The 18,476-nt window shown below is 72.3% G+C and carries 17 protein-coding genes and 1 pseudogene; 6 read left to right on the plus strand and 12 right to left on the minus strand.

The window, feature by feature from the left end:
* Window positions 1-47: 47 nt before the first annotated feature.
* Both ACSP97_RS25560 and ACSP97_RS25565 read right to left on the minus strand, forming a co-directional pair.
* Window positions 48-1,430, minus strand: a complete 1,383-nt coding sequence (locus ACSP97_RS25560) for an aspartate aminotransferase family protein (RefSeq protein ID WP_355152342.1) — start codon at window positions 1,428-1,430, stop codon at window positions 48-50.
* Entirely contained in the window at window positions 1,415-1,933 is a 519-nt protein-coding gene (locus tag ACSP97_RS25565; protein WP_070022263.1) for an Lrp/AsnC family transcriptional regulator, read from the minus strand. The genes ACSP97_RS25560 and ACSP97_RS25565 overlap by 16 nt, the downstream gene beginning before the upstream one ends.
* A 204-nt stretch (window positions 1,934-2,137) precedes the next feature.
* Between ACSP97_RS25565 and ACSP97_RS25570 the strand changes: the two genes are divergently transcribed.
* Both ACSP97_RS25570 and ACSP97_RS25575 read left to right on the plus strand, forming a co-directional pair.
* Window positions 2,138-3,577 (plus strand): gamma-aminobutyraldehyde dehydrogenase, encoded by a 1,440-nt coding sequence (locus tag ACSP97_RS25570; RefSeq protein WP_355152343.1) that lies wholly within the window; start codon window positions 2,138-2,140, stop codon window positions 3,575-3,577.
* Window positions 3,578-3,803: 226 nt separating this feature from the next.
* Window positions 3,804-4,994: a polyamine ABC transporter substrate-binding protein gene (locus tag ACSP97_RS25575; RefSeq protein ID WP_440554412.1), complete on the plus strand. Its 1,191-nt coding sequence runs from the start codon at window positions 3,804-3,806 to the stop codon at window positions 4,992-4,994.
* On the opposite strand, the gene ACSP97_RS25580 is transcribed toward ACSP97_RS25575, so the two are convergent.
* The gene (locus tag ACSP97_RS25580; protein ID WP_440554414.1) at window positions 4,936-5,844 is read right to left on the minus strand and encodes a helix-turn-helix domain-containing protein; all 909 of its coding nucleotides are present in this window, start codon (window positions 5,842-5,844) and stop codon (window positions 4,936-4,938) included. The two genes, ACSP97_RS25575 and ACSP97_RS25580, sit on opposite strands and share 59 nt — an antisense overlap.
* Before the next feature lie 200 nt (window positions 5,845-6,044).
* Between ACSP97_RS25580 and ACSP97_RS25585 the strand changes: the two genes are divergently transcribed.
* Both ACSP97_RS25585 and ACSP97_RS25590 read left to right on the plus strand, forming a co-directional pair.
* Window positions 6,045-7,472: an MFS transporter gene (locus ACSP97_RS25585; RefSeq protein WP_440554416.1), complete on the plus strand. Its 1,428-nt coding sequence runs from the start codon at window positions 6,045-6,047 to the stop codon at window positions 7,470-7,472.
* An 80-nt stretch (window positions 7,473-7,552) separates the two neighbouring features.
* Window positions 7,553-8,017: a hypothetical protein gene (locus tag ACSP97_RS25590; RefSeq protein WP_355152346.1), complete on the plus strand. Its 465-nt coding sequence runs from the start codon at window positions 7,553-7,555 to the stop codon at window positions 8,015-8,017.
* On the opposite strand, the gene ACSP97_RS25595 is transcribed toward ACSP97_RS25590, so the two are convergent.
* The 5 genes from ACSP97_RS25595 to ACSP97_RS25615 are packed head-to-tail and all read right to left on the minus strand — an operon-like array spanning window position 8,010 to window position 13,249.
* Window positions 8,010-8,882 carry a carbohydrate ABC transporter permease gene (locus ACSP97_RS25595; RefSeq protein WP_355325266.1) on the minus strand — a complete coding sequence of 291 codons (873 nt, stop codon included), beginning with the start codon at window positions 8,880-8,882 and terminating at the stop codon, window positions 8,010-8,012. The genes ACSP97_RS25590 and ACSP97_RS25595 overlap by 8 nt on opposite strands.
* A complete protein-coding gene (locus ACSP97_RS25600; RefSeq protein ID WP_440554418.1) occupies window positions 8,879-9,832 on the minus strand; it encodes a carbohydrate ABC transporter permease in 954 nt (317 codons plus the stop codon). Before ACSP97_RS25600 ends, ACSP97_RS25595 begins: the two co-directional genes overlap by 4 nt.
* Window positions 9,826-11,151: an ABC transporter substrate-binding protein gene (locus ACSP97_RS25605; protein ID WP_440554420.1), complete on the minus strand. Its 1,326-nt coding sequence runs from the start codon at window positions 11,149-11,151 to the stop codon at window positions 9,826-9,828. Before ACSP97_RS25605 ends, ACSP97_RS25600 begins: the two co-directional genes overlap by 7 nt.
* Entirely contained in the window at window positions 11,148-12,128 is a 981-nt protein-coding gene (locus tag ACSP97_RS25610) for a GNAT family N-acetyltransferase (protein ID WP_440554422.1), read from the minus strand. The genes ACSP97_RS25605 and ACSP97_RS25610 overlap by 4 nt, the downstream gene beginning before the upstream one ends.
* A gap of 23 nt (window positions 12,129-12,151) precedes the next feature.
* Complete coding sequence (locus tag ACSP97_RS25615) at window positions 12,152-13,249, minus strand: exo-beta-N-acetylmuramidase NamZ family protein (protein ID WP_440554423.1); 1,098 nt, start codon at window positions 13,247-13,249, stop codon at window positions 12,152-12,154.
* Between the two features lie 210 nt (window positions 13,250-13,459).
* On the opposite strand from ACSP97_RS25615, the gene ACSP97_RS25620 reads away from it, so the two are divergent.
* Window positions 13,460-13,990 carry a hypothetical protein gene (locus ACSP97_RS25620; RefSeq protein ID WP_440554425.1) on the plus strand — a complete coding sequence of 177 codons (531 nt, stop codon included), beginning with the start codon at window positions 13,460-13,462 and terminating at the stop codon, window positions 13,988-13,990.
* Between the two features lie 21 nt (window positions 13,991-14,011).
* Here ACSP97_RS25620 and ACSP97_RS25625 read toward each other — a convergent pair whose 3' ends face one another.
* From ACSP97_RS25625 to ACSP97_RS25640, 4 genes and pseudogenes are all read right to left on the minus strand, one after another.
* On the minus strand, window positions 14,012-14,854 hold the full coding sequence (locus tag ACSP97_RS25625; protein WP_355152353.1) for a restriction endonuclease: 843 nt from the start codon (window positions 14,852-14,854) through the stop codon (window positions 14,012-14,014).
* Between the two features lie 43 nt (window positions 14,855-14,897).
* Window positions 14,898-15,320 (minus strand): ATP-binding protein, encoded by a 423-nt coding sequence (locus tag ACSP97_RS25630; RefSeq protein WP_355325248.1) that lies wholly within the window; start codon window positions 15,318-15,320, stop codon window positions 14,898-14,900.
* Window positions 15,321-15,554: 234 nt separating this feature from the next.
* Window positions 15,555-16,268, minus strand: a complete 714-nt coding sequence (locus tag ACSP97_RS25635; RefSeq protein ID WP_355152355.1) for a glycerophosphodiester phosphodiesterase — start codon at window positions 16,266-16,268, stop codon at window positions 15,555-15,557.
* A gap of 20 nt (window positions 16,269-16,288) precedes the next feature.
* Window positions 16,289-17,432, minus strand: a pseudogene (locus ACSP97_RS25640) (adenosine deaminase).
* A 272-nt stretch (window positions 17,433-17,704) separates the two neighbouring features.
* Here ACSP97_RS25640 and ACSP97_RS25645 point away from each other — a divergent pair.
* Window positions 17,705-18,424 carry a DUF4190 domain-containing protein gene (locus ACSP97_RS25645; protein ID WP_440554427.1) on the plus strand — a complete coding sequence of 240 codons (720 nt, stop codon included), beginning with the start codon at window positions 17,705-17,707 and terminating at the stop codon, window positions 18,422-18,424.
* The last annotated feature ends 52 nt before the right edge of the window (window positions 18,425-18,476 follow it).

Consider the following 18,476-nt stretch of genomic DNA (forward strand, 5'->3'; position numbering starts at 1 on the left):
CTCGAACGGACGGCTCCGGGGCCGGTCGCGGTCACACCGTCAGCTGATTACAGCTTGGTCCACGCCTCGGTGAGGGTCGCGCGCAGGATCTGCTCGATCTCGTCGAAGGTCTCCTGGTTGGAGATCAGCGGCGGGGCGAGCTGGATGACCGGGTCGCCACGGTCGTCGGCACGGCAGTACAGGCCGTTGTCGAACAGCGCCTTGGAGAGGAAGCCGTACAGGACGCGCTCGGTCTCCTCGTCGTTGAAGGACTCCTTGGTGGCCTTGTCCTTCACCAGCTCGATGCCGTAGAAGAAGCCGTTGCCGCGGACGTCGCCGACGATCGGCAGGTCGTGCAGCTTCTGCAGCGTCTGGAGGAAGTTGCCCTCGTTGTCCAGCACGTGCTGGTTGAGGCCCTCGCGCTCGAACAGGTCGAGGTTGGCGAGGCCGACGGCCGCGGAGACCGGGTGGCCGCCGAAGGTGTAGCCGTGCAGGAAGGTGTTGTCGCCCTTGTAGAACGGCTCGGCCAGGCGGTCGGAGACGATGCAGGCGCCGATCGGGGAGTAGCCCGAGGTCATGCCCTTGGCGCAGGTGATCATGTCCGGGACGTAGCCGAACTTGTCGCACGCGAACATCGTGCCCAGGCGGCCGAAGGCGCAGATGACCTCGTCCGAGACGAGCAGCACGTCGTACTGGTCGCAGATCTCGCGCACGCGCTGGAAGTAGCCGGGCGGCGGCGGGAAGCAGCCGCCGGCGTTCTGCACGGGCTCCAGGAAGACCGCGGCGACGGTGTCCGGGCCCTCGAAGAGGATCTGCTGCTCGATCTGGTCGGCGGCCCAGCGGCCGAAGGCCTCCGGGTCGTCACCGAAGATCGGCGCGCGGTAGATGTTGGTGTTCGGCACCTTGTGCGCGCCCGGCACCAGCGGCTCGAAGGGGGCCTTCAGGGCCGGCAGGCCGGTGATGGACAGGGCGCCCTGCGGGGTGCCGTGGTAGGCGACCGCGCGGGAGATGACCTTGTGCTTGGTGGGCTTGCCGGTCAGCTTGAAGTACTGCTTGGCCAGCTTCCAGGCGGTCTCGACCGCCTCGCCGCCGCCGGTGGTGAAGAAGACCTTGTTCAGGTCGCCCGGGGCGTAGTCCGCCAGGCGCTCGGCGAGCTCGACGGCCTTCGGGTGGGCGTACGACCACACCGGGAAGAAGGCCAGCTCCTGGGCCTGCTTGAACGCGGTCTCGGCGAGTTCCGTGCGGCCGTGCCCGGCCTGGACCACGAACAGGCCCGCGAGACCGTCGAGGTAGCGCTTGCCCTTGTCGTCGTAGACGTAGGTGCCCTCGCCCCGGACGATGGTCGGGACGGGCGAGTTCTCGTACGAGGACATGCGGGTGAAGTGCATCCACAGGTGGTCGTACGCGGTGCGGCTGAGGTCCTTCTGGGTCACGGTTATCGGGTTCCCCACATGTAGGTCTGCTTCTTCAGCTTCATGTACACGAAGCTTTCGGTGGAGCGCACGCCGGGCAGCGCCCGGATGCGTTTGTTGATGACGTCCAGCAGGTGGTCGTCGTCCTCGCAGACGATCTCCGCGAGGATGTCGAACGAGCCCGCGGTCATCACCACGTACTCGACTTCCGACATGTCAGTCAGCGTGTCGGCGATCGACTCGACATCGCCCTCGACGTGGATGCCGACCATGGCCTGCCGGCGGAAGCCCACGGTGAGCGGGTCCGTGACGGCGACGATCTGCATCACGCCCTGGTCCAGCAGCTTCTGGACGCGCTGGCGCACGGCCGCCTCCGACAGACCGACGGCCTTGCCGATCGCGGCGTACGGCCGGCGGCCGTCCTCCTGGAGCTGCTGAATGATGGCGAGGGAGACGGCGTCCAGCTGGGGGGTGCCGTTCCTGGACTCGCGGGACGAGTCCCTCTGGTCTGCGCTTCGACTGGCCACGTGGTCACTCTGCACGAGGTCTCGTCAGTTTCGCAAGCCCCGATCGATGAAATCCGTTGTTTGAGAGATGGAAGCTTGCGGATTTCGCAGAAGTGGATGCGTTGGGGGTGTTGAAAACGTGGGGGCGCCGACTAGGGTGGGGTGTCTCAGCGTTTGGACAGCCTCGCGGTTGTCCGGGCTGGTCAGCTCGAACCCTCGAACCAGATCAGGAGGCCGGCAGTGAGCACCGAGCTGCGTCGTCTGCGCAACTACATCGACGGTGAGTTCCGGGACGCCGCCGACGGACGGACCACCGAGGTGGTCAACCCCGCGACGGGCGAGGCGTACGCGACCGCGCCGCTGTCCGGACAGGCGGACGTGGACGCGGCCATGGCGGCCGCCGCCCGCGCCTTCCCGGCCTGGCGCGACCTCACGCCCTCCGAGCGTCAGAAGGCCCTGCTGAAGATCGCGGACGCCTTCGAGGAGCGCGCCGAGGAGCTCATCGCGGCCGAGGTGGAGAACACGGGCAAGCCCATCGGGCTCACCCGCTCCGAGGAGATCCCGCCGATGGTCGACCAGATCCGCTTCTTCGCCGGTGCGGCGCGGATGCTGGAGGGCCGTTCGGCCGGCGAGTACATGGACGGGATGACCTCGATCATCCGCCGCGAGCCGATCGGCGTCTGCGCCCAGGTCGCGCCGTGGAACTACCCGATGATGATGGCCGTGTGGAAGTTCGCCCCGGCGCTCGCCGCGGGCAACACGGTCGTCCTCAAGCCCTCGGACACCACCCCCGCCTCCACGGTGCTGATCGCCGAGATCATCGGCTCGGTGCTGCCCAAGGGCGTCTTCAACGTCATCTGCGGCGACCGCGACACCGGCCGCATGATGGTCGAGCACGACACCCCGGCGATGGCCTCCATCACCGGTTCCGTGCGCGCCGGCATGTCCGTCGCCGAGTCCGCCTCCAAGGACCTCAAGCGGGTCCACCTGGAGCTGGGCGGCAAGGCTCCGGTCGTCGTCTTCGAGGACACCGACATCGCCAAGGCCGTCGAGGACATCTCGGTGGCGGGCTTCTTCAACGCCGGCCAGGACTGTACGGCGGCCTGCCGCGTCCTCGTCCACGAGTCGATCCACGACGAGTTCGTGACCGCGCTCGCCAAGGCGGCCGAGGACACCAAGACCGGCCAGCCCGACGACGAGGACGTGCTCTACGGCCCGCTGAACAACGCCAACCAGCTCAAGCAGGTCGAGGGCTTCATCGAGCGGCTGCCCGCCCACGCCCGCGTCCAGGCCGGCGGCAAGCGGGTCGGCGACAAGGGCTACTTCTTCGCGCCGACCGTGGTCTCCGGCCTCAAGCAGGACGACGAGATCATCCAGAAGGAGGTCTTCGGACCGGTCATCACCGTCCAGTCCTTCACCGACGAGGACCAGGCCGTCGAGTACGCCAACGGCGTCGAGTACGCCCTGGCGTCCTCGGTGTGGACCAAGGACCACGGGCGCGCGATGCGCATGTCGAAGAAGCTGGACTTCGGCTGCGTGTGGATCAACACGCACATCCCGCTGGTCGCGGAGATGCCGCACGGCGGGTTCAAGAAGTCCGGCTACGGCAAGGACCTGTCGGCGTACGGCTTCGAGGACTACACCCGGATCAAGCACGTGATGACGTCGCTGGACGCGTGACGTCCCGCCGGGGCCCGGCGGGTCCTCGGGTGCGCGGCGGTCGGCCGCGCGCCAAGTCCCCCGGTTCCTCAGGGCGTTGAACGATGCGGCCCCCGCGGGCAGGCGATGAGCCTGTCCGCGGGGGCCGCGCCGCTTCCCGGGTGATCGACAACGTGTCGGGCAGGGCCGGTCCGGCTCGACGCAGCGTCGATTGTGCGCTCGGGAACGGGGACGGCATCCTTCCGGGGTGCCCCAGACTTCCTCCCGTACCTCCCCCTCCCGCCGTTCCCTGCTGCGCGCGCTCGGCGGCACCGCCGCGCTCGGCGCCCTGGCGGGCTGCGGGGTGCCCGCCGCCTACGTCCGCCCCGGCGACCGCGCGGTGACCGACGCGTCGGCCACCGACCACCGGCTGACCTGGGCGAACTGGCCGCTGTACATCGACACCGACGACAAGAACCCGAACCGCAGGCCCACCCTGGAGGCCTTCGAGAAGCGCGCCGGGATCCGGGTGGAGTACGTCGAGGAGATCAACGACAACGACGAGTTCTTCGGCAAGATCAGCCCCGCGCTGATGAACCACCAGCCGACCGGCCGCGATCTGATCGTCATCAGCGACTGGATGTGCGCGCGGTTCGTCCGGCTGGGCTGGGTGCAGGAGATGGACCGGGCCCACCAGCCCAACGTGGCGAAGCACCTCGACCCGCTGCTGCGCTCGCCCGCCTTCGACGAGGGCCGCAGGTTCACCGTGCCGTGGCAGTCGGGCATCACCGGCATCGCCTACAACCACAGGAAGCTCGGCCGTGAGATCCGCGCCGTCAAGGACCTCTGGGCGAGCGACCTCAAGGGCCGGGTCACCCTCCTCTCCGGCCTGGACGAGTCCTTCGCGCTGCTGATGCAGGGCAACGGCGTGGACATCACCCGGTGGACCGCGGACGACTTCCACGATGTCTGCGACGAGGTGCAACGGCAGGTCGGCCGCGGCCAGATACGCCGCTTCACCGGCAACGACTACACCAAGGACCTGGTCAGCGGCGACGTCCTGGCCTGCCAGGCGTACTCGGGCGATGTCATCCAGCTCCAGGCGGACAACCCCGACATCCGCTTCGTCGTCCCCGAGGAGGGCGCCGAGCTGTGGTCGGACTCCCTGATGATCCCCAACCGGGCCCGGCACAAGGCCAACGCCGAGCGGCTGATCGACTACTACTACCGGCCCGAGGTCGCCGCGGAGCTGGCCGCCTGGGTCAACTACGTCTGCCCGGTGCCGGCCGCCAGGGAGGTCCTCGCCGCCGACCCGGACAAGGACACCGCCGCCCTCGCCGACAACCCCCTGATCTTCCCCGACGAGACCATGCGCTCCCGCCTCGCCATCGCCCGCGACATCACCTCTGCGGAACGCGTGGACTTCGCTCGCCGGTGGAACAAGATCGTGGGTCTGTGAGCCGGGCGGCGGCGAGGAGCCGCAGGCCCGCCTCCGAACCGGAGCCCACGCGGGCCGTGTAGGCGATCACGCGCTGGTCGGACGGGCCGGGCACCAGCAGGCTCTGGAAGGACAACTCCAGAAAGCCCACGAGGGGATGGTCGAGTTCCTTGGTGCCGGCGACGCAGGTGCGCACCGGGTGCTTGGCCCAGCGCCGGGCGAACTCCTCGCTGCGGACGGTCAGTTCACCGACCAGCTCGGCGAGCCGCTTGTCCTGGGGGTGGCGGCCGGCGACCAGCCGCAGTGAGGCCACGGCGAGTTGGGCCTCCTCCTGCCAGCGCGGGTACAGCGCCCGGGTGCGGTCGTCCAGGAACAGCATCCGGGTGAGGTTGGGGCGCCGCGCGGGGTGGTCCGGGGCGTCGGGGTCCAGGTGCGACGCCAGCAGGAGACGGCCCATGGCGTTCCAGGCGAGGACGTCGTTGCGCCGGTCCAGGACGAGGGCGGGGGTGTCCGTGAAGCTGTCGATGAGCAGGCGGACGCCCTCGTCGGCGCGGGCGGCCCGGGGCGCCGGCGGGCGGCGGGAGGCGGCCGGTTCCGGGCGGGCGAGGTCCATCAGGTGGCCGTACTCGTCCGGGGTCAGACGCAGGGTGCGGGCGATCGCGTCGAGGACGGAGTCGGAGACCTGCTGGGCGCGGCCCTGTTCGAGCCGGGTGTAGTGGGTGACGCTCAGGCCGGCCGCCAGCGCCACCTCCTCGCGGCGCAGCCCGGGGACCCGGCGGCGCTCCGCCAGCCGCGGCAGTCCGATCTCCTCGGGGGTCAGGGCGGCGCGGCGGCTGCGCAGGAAGTCGCTCAACTCGGAGAAGTCAGGCATGCGGTGCCTTCCAGTGAGTCCGGTGACGGGTGGCGTGCCCTGCGTGCAACGGCAGCGGTGGCCGGGTGCTTCCCGCGCCGGGTGGTCATGTCGTGACCACCCAGCGCGTGACGAGCCGTCTTCGGGGTCTGGGTAGGGGGGCGCGCACGGTCGCAGGATTCCTTCCGTCGAAGCCGTCGTGGCCTGTCGGAAGGAATCCCATGTCTGTCGTCGATGGTGTGGTGGAGCGGTCGGTGCTGCCGGACGGTCCGCAAGAAGCGGGGCCGGGGCGGCTCACGTCGAGGATGCGGCTGACGCTGGTGGTGCTGCTGGTCGCGCAGTTCATGCTGGCGGTGGACTTCTCGATCCTGAACGTGGCCCTTCCGGTGATCGGGCGGGGGCTGGGCTTCTCGCTGGCCGGCCTCCAGTGGGTCGCGACCGCGTTCGCGCTGCCCGCGGCCGGGTTCACCCTGTTCTTCGGGCGGGTCGCGGACCTGTTCGGGCGGCGCCGGCTGTTCCTGGGCGGCCTGGCCGTGCTGGGGCTGGCCTCGCTGGCCGGCGGACTGGCGACCGGTCCCGAAGTCCTCGTCGTGGCCCGGGTGTTCCAGGGCCTGGCCACCGCGGCCGTCACCCCGGCCGGGCTGTCCCTGCTGACCACGTCCTTTCCCGAGGGGCCGCTGCGGCAGAAGGCGCTCGGGCTGAACGGGGCGCTGATGTCGGCCGGTTTCACCACCGGCGCCGTCCTCGGCGGGGTGCTGACCGATCTGCTGTCCTGGCGGTGGTCGTTCTTCATCAACGTGCCCGTCGCCGCTGCCGTCCTGGTGATCGCCCCCATGGTCCTGGCCGAGTCCCGGCCCGAGGTCCGGCCCCGGCTGGACCTGCCCGGCGCGCTGACGGTCACCCTCGGCCTGCTCGCCGTCGTGCTCGGCTTCACCCGGGCCGGCGAACACGGCTGGAGCGACCCTGCGGCGCTGCTCGTCCTGGCCGTCGGCATCGCGCTGCTGATCGCCTTCCACCTCGTCGAACGGAGGGCGACCGCGCCCCTCGTCCCGGTCCGGGTGCTGCGCCGGCCCACCGTCGCCTGGGGCAACATCGCCGGTGTCCTCGCCTTCGTCACCGAGACCTCCCTGGTCTTCCTGCTCACCCTCTACCTCCAGCGGGTCCTCGGTTTCCCGCCGCTGGCCGCGGGCCTGTCCTTCGGTGTGCTGGGGCTGGGCACCGTCCTGGGCGGCACCGTCGCGCCCCGTGTCATCGCCCGCGCCGGCACACGTACGACCCTGATCACCGGCGCCCTCGTGCAGGCCGCCGCGACCGCCGCCCTGCTCGCCCTCGGCACCGGCACGCAGAGCCTCGCCCTGCTGCTGCCCGCGACGTTCGTCGGCGGCGTCGGCAACATGGCGCTCATCGTCGGCTTCATGGTCACCGCCACGAGCGGTCTGCCCGACCGGGAACAGGGCATGGCCACCGGACTGGCCACCATGAGCCAGCAGATCGGCATCACCATGGGCACCCCGATCATGAGCGCGATCGCCACGGGGGCCTCCGGCGTCCTCCCCGGCATCCGTACCGCCGTCGCCGCCAACACGGCCCTGGTCCTCACCGCGGCCCTGATCGCCGCCGTCTTCCTCGCCGACCGCACGACGGACTGAGCGTCCGGGGGCGGCGGATCGCCGAGGGCGTCACCGGGGACAATCGGGAACGACCGCCTCGCACCCCCGGAAGGTTGCCGATGAAGTACGTCACGGCCGTCTGGCAGGACCACGGCTTCTTCCTGGATCCGCGCGCCTACCTGGACGAACTCCCGCGCTTCAGCGCCCGGTTGCCGCCGGGCGCCCGCGCTTTCGCCTGCGCGCCCGGCCATTACGACATCCCGGCCGCCACCCGCTGCGTGAAGGACCTGGAGCTGGCCGGGATCCGGCCGACCACTGACAAGAGCGGCGTGCTGGTGCTGGAGTTCGCGCCCAACCGGTGGAAGCACGACGAGGGCCTGCGCATCAGCTACTCGGGTGTGCGGCACTTCTCCGTCGACCACCACCGCGCCATCGACTGGATGCGGGTCGACACCGTACTGCTCGACGAGATCCTCCCGGACGGGGATGGCGGTTGCACGCACGAGATCGCGCTCACCGACGCGTCGATCACCGTCCGCTGCGACGACCTGGAAGCGGTCTGGTGCGCCCCCGCCCTCACTTGAGGCCGCTGAGCATCACGCCCCGGACGTAGTGCTTCTGGAGCAGCAGGAAGAGGACGAGGACCGGGAGGATGCTGAGGACCAGTCCGGCCATGACGACCGGCATGGTGCGGGTGGGGTCGACGTGGTCCTGGAGGAGCTGGATGCCCACCGGCAGGGTCATCACGTCCGGGTCGGCGGTGGAGATCAGCAGGGCCCAGATGTACTCGTTCCAGGCGTCCACGAAGGTCAGCAGGGCGAGCGTGACCAGGACCGGCTTGGTCTGGGGGAGGACGATCCGCCACCACAGGGTGAACTCGCCCGCCCCGTCGAGCCGCGCGGCCTCCAGGACCTCGTCCGGGATCGCGCTCACGAACTGGCGGGTCAGGAAGATCCCGAAGCCGTTGACGAGGAACGGCATCGCGAGCGCCACGACGCTGACGGTCAGCCCCGCGCCGCCGCGCCCGAACAGGTCGTTGCCGCCCGCCAGCGGCCAGTGCGCCAGGATCAGGAAGTGCGGGATGAAGAAGAGGAACGGCGGGAACATCATCGTCGTGAGGACCAGCCGGAAGACCAGGTCCCGGCCCGGGAAGCGCAGCTTGGCGAGCGCGTAGCCGGCCAGCGAGGACGTGAGCAGCACCGAGGCGGTGATCAGCGCCGTCACGACGACGCTGTTGCGGAACAGCAGTGGCAGGTTCAACTGGGTCAGCGCCGCCCGGTAGTTGGCGAGGCCGAACGCCTCGGGCAGGAAACGGTACGGCAGCCTGCCGGACTCGCCCGGCCCCTTGAACGACGTCATCACCATGTCGAGGAACGGCACCACCATCAGCGCGGCACCGGACACCACCAGCAGATACGACAGCAGCGGGAAGCGGCGGCGCCGGCTCACGCGTCCTCCCCCCTGCGCCGGAACAGCCACAGCTGCACCAGGGTGATCAGCAGGACCACGACGAACAGCACGAACGCCGCCGCACTCGCCGTGCCCCAGTCGCCGTACGAGAACGCCTGCCGGTACATCTCCAGCGCGGCCACCGCGGTCGCGTCCCCGGGGCCGCCCTTGGTCATCACCGTGATCAGCGCGAACGACTGGAGCCCGGTGAGGAACTGGGTGACGCAGACGAACAGCAGCGACGGCCGCAGCAGCGGCAGGGTGATCCGCCAGAAGACGGTGACGGCTCCGGCGCCGTCCAGCGCGGCCGCCTCGTAGTACGTCACCGGGATGGACTTCAGCCCCGCCGTCAGCACGAGGACCGCCGAACCGGCCGACGCCCACGCCTGGACGACCACCACCGAGGGCAGCGCGGTGCGCGGGTCCTGGAGGAACGCGACCGAGCCCAGGCCGAGCGCGTTGAGGACGCCGTTGACCAGGCCGCCCGGCTCGTACATGTACTTCCACACATTGCCGACGGCGACGACGGTGGTGACCATCGGCAGGAAGTACAGGGTGCGCCACAGCCCCTGGAGCCGCAGCCTGTCGACGCAGGTGGCGACGAGCACCGACCCGGCGAGCGCGAGCGCCACCGTGCCCAGGGCGAACAGCAGGGTGTTGGTGAGGACCGGCACGAGGAACGTCGAGCCGTCCGCGAACAGACCGGTGAAGTTGGCCGGTCCGGCCGGACGGATGTCCGACAGGTCGAACCCGGCCCAGCGGGACGTCGACAGCAGCAGCGCGAAGCCGAGCGGCAGCACCAGGAAGACCGCGAAGAACAGCAGCACCGGGGCCAGGAAGAGGTAGGCGACGGCGGTCTGGCGGCGCCGCGCCCGGTCCCGGCCGGCCCCGGTGAGCGGCGGCCGGTGCGTGGCCGGTCCGGCCGTTTGCGGCGCCAGGGTGTTCACCATGAGCGCGCCACCTCCCGGTCGACCTGGCGGCGGATGGTGCGCAGTGCCCGGTCGACCGACTGCTGGCCGGTCCACAGCGCCTCGATGTTCGTGCGCAGCAGCGTCTTGGCCTGCTGCGCGCCCGGCCCGTTCGGCTCCGGCACCGCGTAGGCCAGCGCGTCCAGGAACGGGCGCATGTTCGGGTCGCCGCCGCTGCCCAGCAGGGCCCGCATGTCGTCGGCGCGGCCGGTGAGCGAGCCGACCGCCGCCTGCAGGGCGCTCATCCGGGTCACCGACGCACCGCCCCGCACCCGGGTCCTGCCGGCGTTGAGCCAGCGCAGGAACTCCCAGGCCGCGTCCGGGTGCCGGCAGGCGGTGTTGACCCCGAGGAGGAAGCCGGTGGAGAGGGTGGCGTGCCGGTCGCCCGCCGCGGGGACCGGCACGGGCGCGACACCGACGTCGCGGTAGTCCGCGCCCATCAGCAGCTTAAGGCTGCCCGTCCACCAGCCCGCGCTGATCACCATGGCCACCTGCCCGGACGGGAACGCCTGGTAGACGTTGACGCCGGGGGCGCTCGCACCCCTGGTGACCAGCCGGTGCTCCAGCTCGAACACCGCGCGTCCGGCCGGCGAGTCGAGGGCGGTGCGGCCGCCGTCCGGCGTGACGAAGCCGCCCCCGGCCGCGTTCAGCAGGGCGAGGGTCTGGCCGACGGTGGTGGAGTCGTCGTACACCGACAACCCGAACCCCTGGACCAGGGTGTTGCCGTACCGGTCCCGTCGCATGGTGCGGGCCGCCGCCTCCTCCAACTCGGGCCAGCTGCGCGGGGGTTGCCCGAGGCCGGCGGCGCGCAGCAGCCGGGCGTTGTAGTAGAGGGCGTACGTCTGCACCTCGGTGGGGTAGCCGTAGACGCCGCCCGCCACCGAGGCGCCGCCGACCGCCGCCGCGCTGTAGTCGCGTCTGATCTCCTCGGCGTGCTCGGGCGGGGCGGGCCGCAGGACACCGGCCCGCACCAGCTGGCCGGTCCACAGGCAGTACGGCTGGACGATGTCGGCGCCCTGACCGGCCGCCTGCCGGACCATGAAGGTGGTCAGCAGATCGGTGAACTCCACCGCCTCCGTGCGCACCTTGACCCGGTCGTGGGTGGCGTTCCACTCGTCGACCGGCTCCTGGAGGGCCTTGCGGAGCACCCCGCTGGAGTAGTGGGAGAGCAGGGTGAGGACGATCGGGTCCCCGGGGCGGCCGGTGCCCTGGTGCCGGCCGGCGCAGCCCGCGGCGAGCAGGGCGGAGGGCAGCGCGAGCGCGAAGTGCCGCCGGCTCGGACCGCGCCGGGACCCCGTCACCGGTCCGTCTCCCGGCGCAGCACCCGGAACACCCGGGTCGTGGTGAAGCCGGCCGCACGGTACAGATGGCCCGCCGGGGACCGTTCGCCGGTCCACAGGAACCACGCGCCGTGCGCCCCGTGCGCCCGCATACGGCCGAGGACCATGTGCAGCAGCACCTTGCCCAGCCCGGTGCCGCGCGCCGGCGCCAGCACCCCGAACGGCCCGAACCGCTCCGGCGCCGACGCGTACGCGCCGTGCATCGCCCAGCCGACGAGACGCCCCGCGGGCTCCCGGGCGACGACGATCCGCTCCGGCGGCGTGCCCGAGACCAGGCACTCCCGGATCGCGCGCGCCCAGTCGGGGGTGAAGTGGTCGCGCGCCAGCGCGATCAGCTCCACCAGGTCGTCGTCGGCCGGCGTCCCGAACCGGTAACCCCGCGCGACCAGTTCGTCGTGGCGCCGGGCGACGGCCGCGGGCAGCCGGTAGCCGACCAGGGAGCGGTCCATCGCCGCCGCCTCGTACAGCGTTCGGAAGCCCAGCGAGTCCAGGAGCTTCGCCGCCTCCGGGTAGGTCTCGGCGTCCAGGCCGGGCAGGAGGTAGTTCGGGGTGTAGGAGGAGAAGTCCACCCTGGTGCGGCCGTGCGCGCGCAGCCAGTCGAGGGCCTCGGTCAGCAGCAGGCGGCCGAGGCCCCGCCCGCGCGCGGCCGGATCGACGAAGAAGAACGGGACCCAGCCCTGCCGTGGCTCCACGTCGGTGCCGTACAGCGGGGTCAGCCGGCGCACCGCGTAGGCCGCGCCGGCGACGCTCCCGTCCCCGGCCACCGCGACCCGCAGGCCCTCAGGGTCGAAGTTGGCGTCCAGCAGCACGAGCGAACGCAGGCGTTCCGGGCTGATCGGGTCGGCCGGCGCACTCCGGTTCCAGGCCTCGGCCAGCGGTGGTCCGTCACCGACCCGGAACCCTCGAACCACCGTGTCACCGAACGGAGTTGTCGTCATCGGCGGGTCGTCCTCCCCGGCTCTCAGCGGTACAGCAGTACGTCGTCGCCCGCCCACGCGCGCGGGTGCGCGGGCGGATCGCACAGCGGCAGCGGGTCCTCGCCCGCGTCGAGGGTGTGCCGCAACCGGTCGGAGCCCCACAGCAGGTCGATGAAGTACCGGTGCCCGGCGGGGTCTTCCGTGGTGTGCCAGGCGAAGTCGGCCGGGTACAGCCGCCGCAGGGTGCCGAGCATCGCGACGGCGGTGCGCACGGGCCGGAACGCCGCGCGGTCGGTGATGTGCAGCTGGACCCCGCGCAGCGGCTGCCCGGCGTGTTTGTGGAAGGCCGGGACGAAGCGCAGCTCCCGGAAGCGGACCCCGGGCAGGGCGAGTTCGGCGAGCGCGGGCGCGAACCGGCCGTCGAGGTAGGGCGCCCCGACGATCTCGAAGGGCTGGGTGGTGCCCCGGCCCTCGGAGAGGTTCGTGCCCTCGAACAGACAGGTGCCGGGGTAGACGGCGGCGGTCGCGGGCGTCGGCATGTTCGGCGAGGGCGCGACCCAGGGCAGCCCGGTGCCCCCGGCGTCCTGGTCGCGCGTCCAGCCGACCGCCTCGATCACGGTCAACGCGGCGGGTCGGCCGGCGAGTTCGGGCACGGCCCGGGCGTTGAACCACCGGGCGAGTTCACCGCTGGTGAGCCCGTGCCGGACGGGGACGGGCGCGCGTCCCACGAAGCTCGCCCAGCGGGCATCGAGCAGCGGTCCCTCGCCGACGAGCCCGCCGAGCGGGTTGGGCCGGTCGGCGACCACGAACCGCACGCCGGTGCGGGCCGCCGAGACCATCAGGTCGAACATGGTCCAGACGTAGGTGTAGAACCGGGCCCCGACGTCCTGGAGGTCGTACACCAGCGCGTCCACAACGCTGCCGGCCAGCAGCTTGTCGAGGCGCTCGCCCTCGCACCGGTAGGTGTCGTGCACCGGCAGTCCGGTGACGGCGTCCGTCCGGGCGGTTCCGCCCTCGCCGGCCTGCCCGCTTCCGTCCAGCCCGTGCTCCGGTCCGAACAGCGCCACCAGCCGTGCGCCGGCCTCCAGCAGTGCGGGCGCGAGGGGCCGCAGATCCGGCAGGACCCCCGTCTGATTGGTCACCAGACCCAGCCGTCCGCCCCCGGCGAGGCCGGGCGACGCGCACAGCCGTGCGCTCCCGGTCCGTACCGCGCCACGCCCGTCCGCGCTCATCCCTCGCCCCGTCTGCCGGTCACCTCTCGAAACGGTGGTCCGAAATGTACAGGGATGTACGTCGGGGACTCGCTATTGACGAGGCTTTTGAACGCGTTCAATTTCGCGTACGCTCTGTGCATGAGCGACAGAGCCGCCCTGCTGAGGGGCATTCGTGGCTGGCTGGTCTTCTTCGTGGTGTGCCTGGTGCTGAGCGGGGCCACGGCCTTTCCGCTGGTGCACGAACTGCGCTGGACCGAAAGCGGGTTGCGGGCGCTGGCGGTGCCGGACCGGCTGCCGGGGCTGATGGAGTGGATCGGACGGGTGCGCGGCGGGCTCGACGCGGTGGACGAGAAGTACCCGTTCGTGCTCTACGGCACCGACTGGCTGGCGTTCGCCCATCTCGTCATCGCAGTCGCCTTCTACGGCCCGTACCGCGACCCGGTGCGCAACATCTGGGTGATCGAGTTCGGGATGATCGCCTGCGCCGGCATCATCCCGCTCGCCCTCGTCTGCGGTCCGGTCCGGGGCATCCCGTTCTGGTGGTCCCTGATCGACATGTCGTTCGGCGTCCTCGGGGTCGTCCCGCTGTACGTCGTACGCCGGAAGATCAAGCGGCTGGCGGCGCTGACCGGCACCGAGGCCGCCGCCCTCGCGCCCGCTCGCACCTGACCCGGCGCCGCGGGACCGCGCTCAGGGCTCCGCCCGCGCGAGCTGCCACGGACTCGGTCCCGTGCCCTGACGCCACGCCTCCAGGTCCCGGCCGTCCACGCAGACGATGCCGCACTCGGCCGCGTACTCGAGGGCGGGCGCGGTGAAGTCGCTCGTGGTGACGAGCGCCGCGACATCGGCCTCGTGGATGGTGAAGCAGGTCCCGCCGAACCGCTGCATGTCCTGCGAACCGACCTTGTGGGCCTCGCCGTACAGCTTGCACTGGATGACCACGCGCAGACCGTCCGCCGTGTGCGCGATGACGTCCGCCCCCAAGTCGCCCGCGCCGCCGACCACTTCCACGGACCGGCAGTCGTCGCGGACGCACAGCTCGGCCACCGCTTGCTCGAAACCGTCGGGGTCCAGCTCGGCGTAGTCGGCCAACGGGCCGGGAACGACGAGGGGTTCGGTGATCTCCTCGTCCGGGGGAGCGGCGGCGACGGGCACGGTCGCCGCCACCTCCGGGTGGACGTTGCCCGCGGACGGCCCCGCGGGCCGGCCGCCCTCGAAGACCGCCGGCCCGCCGCCCAGGCTGTCGGCGGCCTCCTCCGCCGCCTCCTCCAGCGCCCGCGCGGCCCGGCGCGCGCCTCGCGCGGCGGACCAGCGGCGCCACCTGGACCGGGACAGCAGCGCGACCGCGACCCCCAGCATCACCAACGCGACCACCCACGACGGACGGTGCCGCGCGGCCGCCGCCGCGGTGCGCACGACGAAGCCGAGCACGCACAGGGCGACCGCCAGCAGCAGGAAGAACAGGGCGGTCGCGCGCAGGTCGAAGCGCCGGTCGTCGCGGCCGCGCCGCCCTGGGCGTATGGGGATGGTCACGCGGGATTCCTCCTGGCCGGGGTCGCTGGGGCTCGGTGGCCCGTCACGCGTCGAGGGCGGCCGCGGGCGGCCGGAAGCAGGCGACGATGTCCTTGCCGCGGGGGCAGCGGTGGACCTCCCACTCGTGGGCGAGGGCGTCGACCAGCAGCAGCCCGCGTCCTCCCGGGGCGCCGGAGTCGGGACGCCGTTGCTCGGGCAGCCTGGAGTCGGCGTCGTGCACGGTCACATGGAGGCAGCCATCGTCCCAGGTGAGGATCAGCTGCGCCGTGCTGCGCGCGTGCACATGGGCGTTGGTGACGAGTTCGGAGACGGTCAGCAGTACCGAATCCACCAGCTCCGGCGCCGTCCGCGTCCAGCCGAGCGTCTCCAGATGCGCCCGTGTCCAGTCCCTGGCCGCTTTCACCCCGCTGCTCACGGGCAGGGTGCGTGCCCATCCCACAGCCTTCAACGAGGACCCGTCTTCCACTGTCTCCTCCTTCGGCGACCGGCCGTACCCCTTCCGTCTGCCCGCGTTCGGCGGATACAGCTACCGGTGATGGGGGCGTCCCCGCCCGCCTCCGGCACGGCGGGTGGCCGCCCCGGCGGGGACGGGTCCGCCGCGCGCCGGTACGGCCGGGTGAGGGCCGCGAAGACGTCCTGGTGCGTCGCCCGACCGCCGGACCCACGCACCGGGGAGCCGCCGCCGGGGCTCCCGGGGGATCTACCGCCGGGTCTGCCGCGGGAGTTCGCGGGGGGCGGAACGCAGGCCGTGCAGGACGTCGATGCGGTTGGTGGTGATCGAGTCCACGCCCTGGTCCAGCAGCCGGGAGAGGGCGCGCCGGGTGTCCGGGGTCCAGACGGAGACGAGCTGCCCGTCCCGGTGGACGCGGGCGACCAGGTCCCGGTCCACCAGGGAGAAGCGGTAGTTGAGCCAGCGCGGGCGGATCGCGGCCAGCAGCGCGGGCCGGGGCGGGGCCAGCGTCGTCCAGGTCAGGGCGATCTCGGCGGCCGGGTCGGCGGCGCGGACGGTGAGCATGGTCTCGGCGCCCGCGCTGTAGTACACCCGCTCCCCGGCCCCGCTCTGCCGGACCACGTCCAGGATCCGGTCCATCGTCCGCCGGGTGACCCGCCCGCACAGGTCCACCATCACGCGGCTGTCACCGGTCGCGGCCAGCGCCTGCGCCAGCGTCGGCACCCGGCCGCCGGTGAGGCCGCGCAGTTCCTCGGCGGACAGCGCGCTCAGCGGCCGGTCCAGCTCCCACAGCCGCTCCAGGGTGTCGTCGTGCAGTAGCACGGGCACGCCGTCACGGGTGAGCCGTACGTCGATCTCGACCACGTCCGCGCCCCGGTCGAGCGCGGAACGCAGCGAGTCGACGGTGTTCTCGCGGAAGCGGTAGGGGTCGCCGCGGTGGGCCACGGCGGTCACGTTGTGCATGGCCCCCATTGTGGTGCGCCTCAGCCGGCGAGCCAACGCGAGGTGTACGTGTCGATCTCCGTCCCGATCCGCGCCTTGCCCGCCGGGTCCAGGAAGGACGCCTCCACGGCGTTCCTGGCGAGGTCCGCGAGGCCGCGCTCGTCCAGGTCGAGGAGGCGGGCGGCCACCGCGTACTCGTTGTTGAGGTCGGTGCCGAACATCGGCGGGTCGTCGGAGTTGATCGTGATCAGCACGCCCGCCTTCGCGAACTCCTTGATCGGGTGCTCGTCCAGGCTGCGGACCGCGCGCGTGGCGATGTTGGAGGTCGGGCAGACCTCCAGCGGGACGCGCCGCTCGGCGAGGTGCGCGAGCAGCGCCGGGTCCTGCGCGGAGCTGGTGCCGTGCCCGATGCGCTCGGCACGCAGCTCGACCAGCGCGTCCCACACCGTCTGCGGCCCGGTGGTCTCGCCGGCGTGCGGCACGGAGTGCAGACCGGCGGCGATGGCCCGGTCGAAGTACGGCTTGAACTGCGGGCGGGGCACGCCGATCTCGGGGCCGCCCAGCCCGAACGACACCAGCCCCTCCGGGCGGATCCGGTCGTCGGTGGCGAGCCGGGCGGTCTCCTCGGCGGACTCCAGACCGGCCTCCCCGGGGATGTCGAAGCACCAGCGCAGCGCGGTGCCGAAGTCGGCCTCGGCGGCCTTGCGGGCGTCCTCGATCGCGGCCATGAAGGCCCGCTCGTCTATGCCGCGCCGGGTGGAGGAGTACGGCGTGATCGTCAGCTCGGCGTAGCGCACCTGCTGGCGGGCCAGGTCGCGGGCCACCTCGTAGGTGAGCAGCCGGACGTCCTCCGGCGTGCGGATCAGGTCCACCACCGACAGGTACACCTCGATGAAGTGCGCGAAGTCGGTGAAGGTGAAGTACTCGGCCAGCGCCTCGGGGTCGGCGGGCACCTTGGAGTCCCGGTGGCGGGCGGCCAGCTCCGAGACGATGCGGGGGGAGGCGGAGCCCACGTGGTGGACGTGCAGTTCGGCCTTGGGCAGTCCGGCGATGAAGGCCCGCAGGTCGCGGTCGGCCGTGCCGGCGGCGGGTACGGAACTGTCGGTCAAGGGGTCCTCCCCGAGCAGGGCGCCGGCGGGCCCTCAGGGGCGCGGCGCGGGTGATCGGCTGATCGTCGAAGGACATCGTAGGCCGGGGGAGGGGCGGCGGTGGGGCACGGGTCCCGGGCGAGGGCGAGGGCGAGGGCGAGGGCGGGGGCGGTGACGGGGGATGGCGGGACGGTGCGGTCCGTGCGACGGTGCGGGCGCGGTGGGGCAGCAGCGGGGCCACGGGCCGGGGCGGTGGGCGTGGGGCGGCGGACCAGTGCCGCAAGGGGTCGTCCGCGGTGGGACCGGCCGGTCCGGGCGGGCCGGGGAGGCCTTAGCATGGCGGGACGAACGACCGAGGGGGAAGTGCGCGTGACAGACGGAACGCAGTCCAGTGGGGCGGCCGGAGGCGGCCACGACCCGTGGGCGCCGCCCGAGCAGCGGCCGTCGCTGGAGAAGCACCAGCCCCCCGCACCGGCCCCGGCGCAGCCGCCCTCCGTGCACGATCAGGCCACCGTGACCGACCTGCCGACCGGCGGTCACGCGCAGCCGAACTTCGCCCCGCCCGGCCAGGGCTTCGGCGCGCCCACCCCGCCGCCGCCCGCGTTCGGCGCCCCGGTCCCCGGCGCGGGCGAGCCGGTGCCGCCCCCGCCGATCGCGCCGACCGGCCCCGGCCTGCCCCCGGCTCCCGCTCCCGGCGGGTACGGCTACCCCGGCTACCCGGCGGGGAGCTACGGCTGGACCGGCATGCCCATGGCCCCGCAGAACGGCATGGGCACCGCGGCGATGGTGCTCGGCATCCTGTCGATCTGCCTGTTCTGCCTGTACGGCGTCGTCTCCCTGGTGCTGGGCATCCTCGCGGTGGTCTTCGGCATCAAGGGCCGCCGACGGGCCGAGCGCGGCGAGGCCACCAACCACGGGCAGGCCCAGGCGGGCCTGATCATGGGTGTCATCGGCATCGTCGTCGGCGTCGCCGTGATCGTGCTGCTGCTGGTGATCGGCATCAGCGCCTTCAACGAGGACTCGTCGAGCTCCGACCCCTACTACGGCTCGGCCCACTCCCTCACGGCCACGGTGGCGACGGGACGCTGACCTGCGGGCTCGGCGCCGCCGAGCCCCACCCCGGTCGCCCGGCCCCGCTGGG

The organism is Streptomyces sp. SCPE 10 (genome assembly GCF_051980735.1).
Taxonomy (GTDB): domain Bacteria; phylum Actinomycetota; class Actinomycetes; order Streptomycetales; family Streptomycetaceae; genus Streptomyces; species Streptomyces misionensis.

Coding starts and splice junctions, on each gene's coding strand:
- ACSP97_RS25580 (WP_440554414.1), bottom strand. CDS start 5,844: ATGCCTGACTTCTCCGAGTTGAGCGACTTCCTGCGCAGCCGCCGCGCC.
- ACSP97_RS25585 (WP_440554416.1), top strand. CDS start 6,045: ATGTCTGTCGTCGATGGTGTGGTGGAGCGGTCGGTGCTGCCGGACGGT.
- ACSP97_RS25590 (WP_355152346.1), top strand. CDS start 7,553: ATGAAGTACGTCACGGCCGTCTGGCAGGACCACGGCTTCTTCCTGGAT.
- ACSP97_RS25600 (WP_440554418.1), bottom strand. CDS start 9,832: ATGGTGAACACCCTGGCGCCGCAAACGGCCGGACCGGCCACGCACCGG.
- ACSP97_RS25610 (WP_440554422.1), bottom strand. CDS start 12,128: ATGACGACAACTCCGTTCGGTGACACGGTGGTTCGAGGGTTCCGGGTC.
- ACSP97_RS25620 (WP_440554425.1), top strand. CDS start 13,460: ATGAGCGACAGAGCCGCCCTGCTGAGGGGCATTCGTGGCTGGCTGGTC.
- ACSP97_RS25635 (WP_355152355.1), bottom strand. CDS start 16,268: ATGCACAACGTGACCGCCGTGGCCCACCGCGGCGACCCCTACCGCTTC.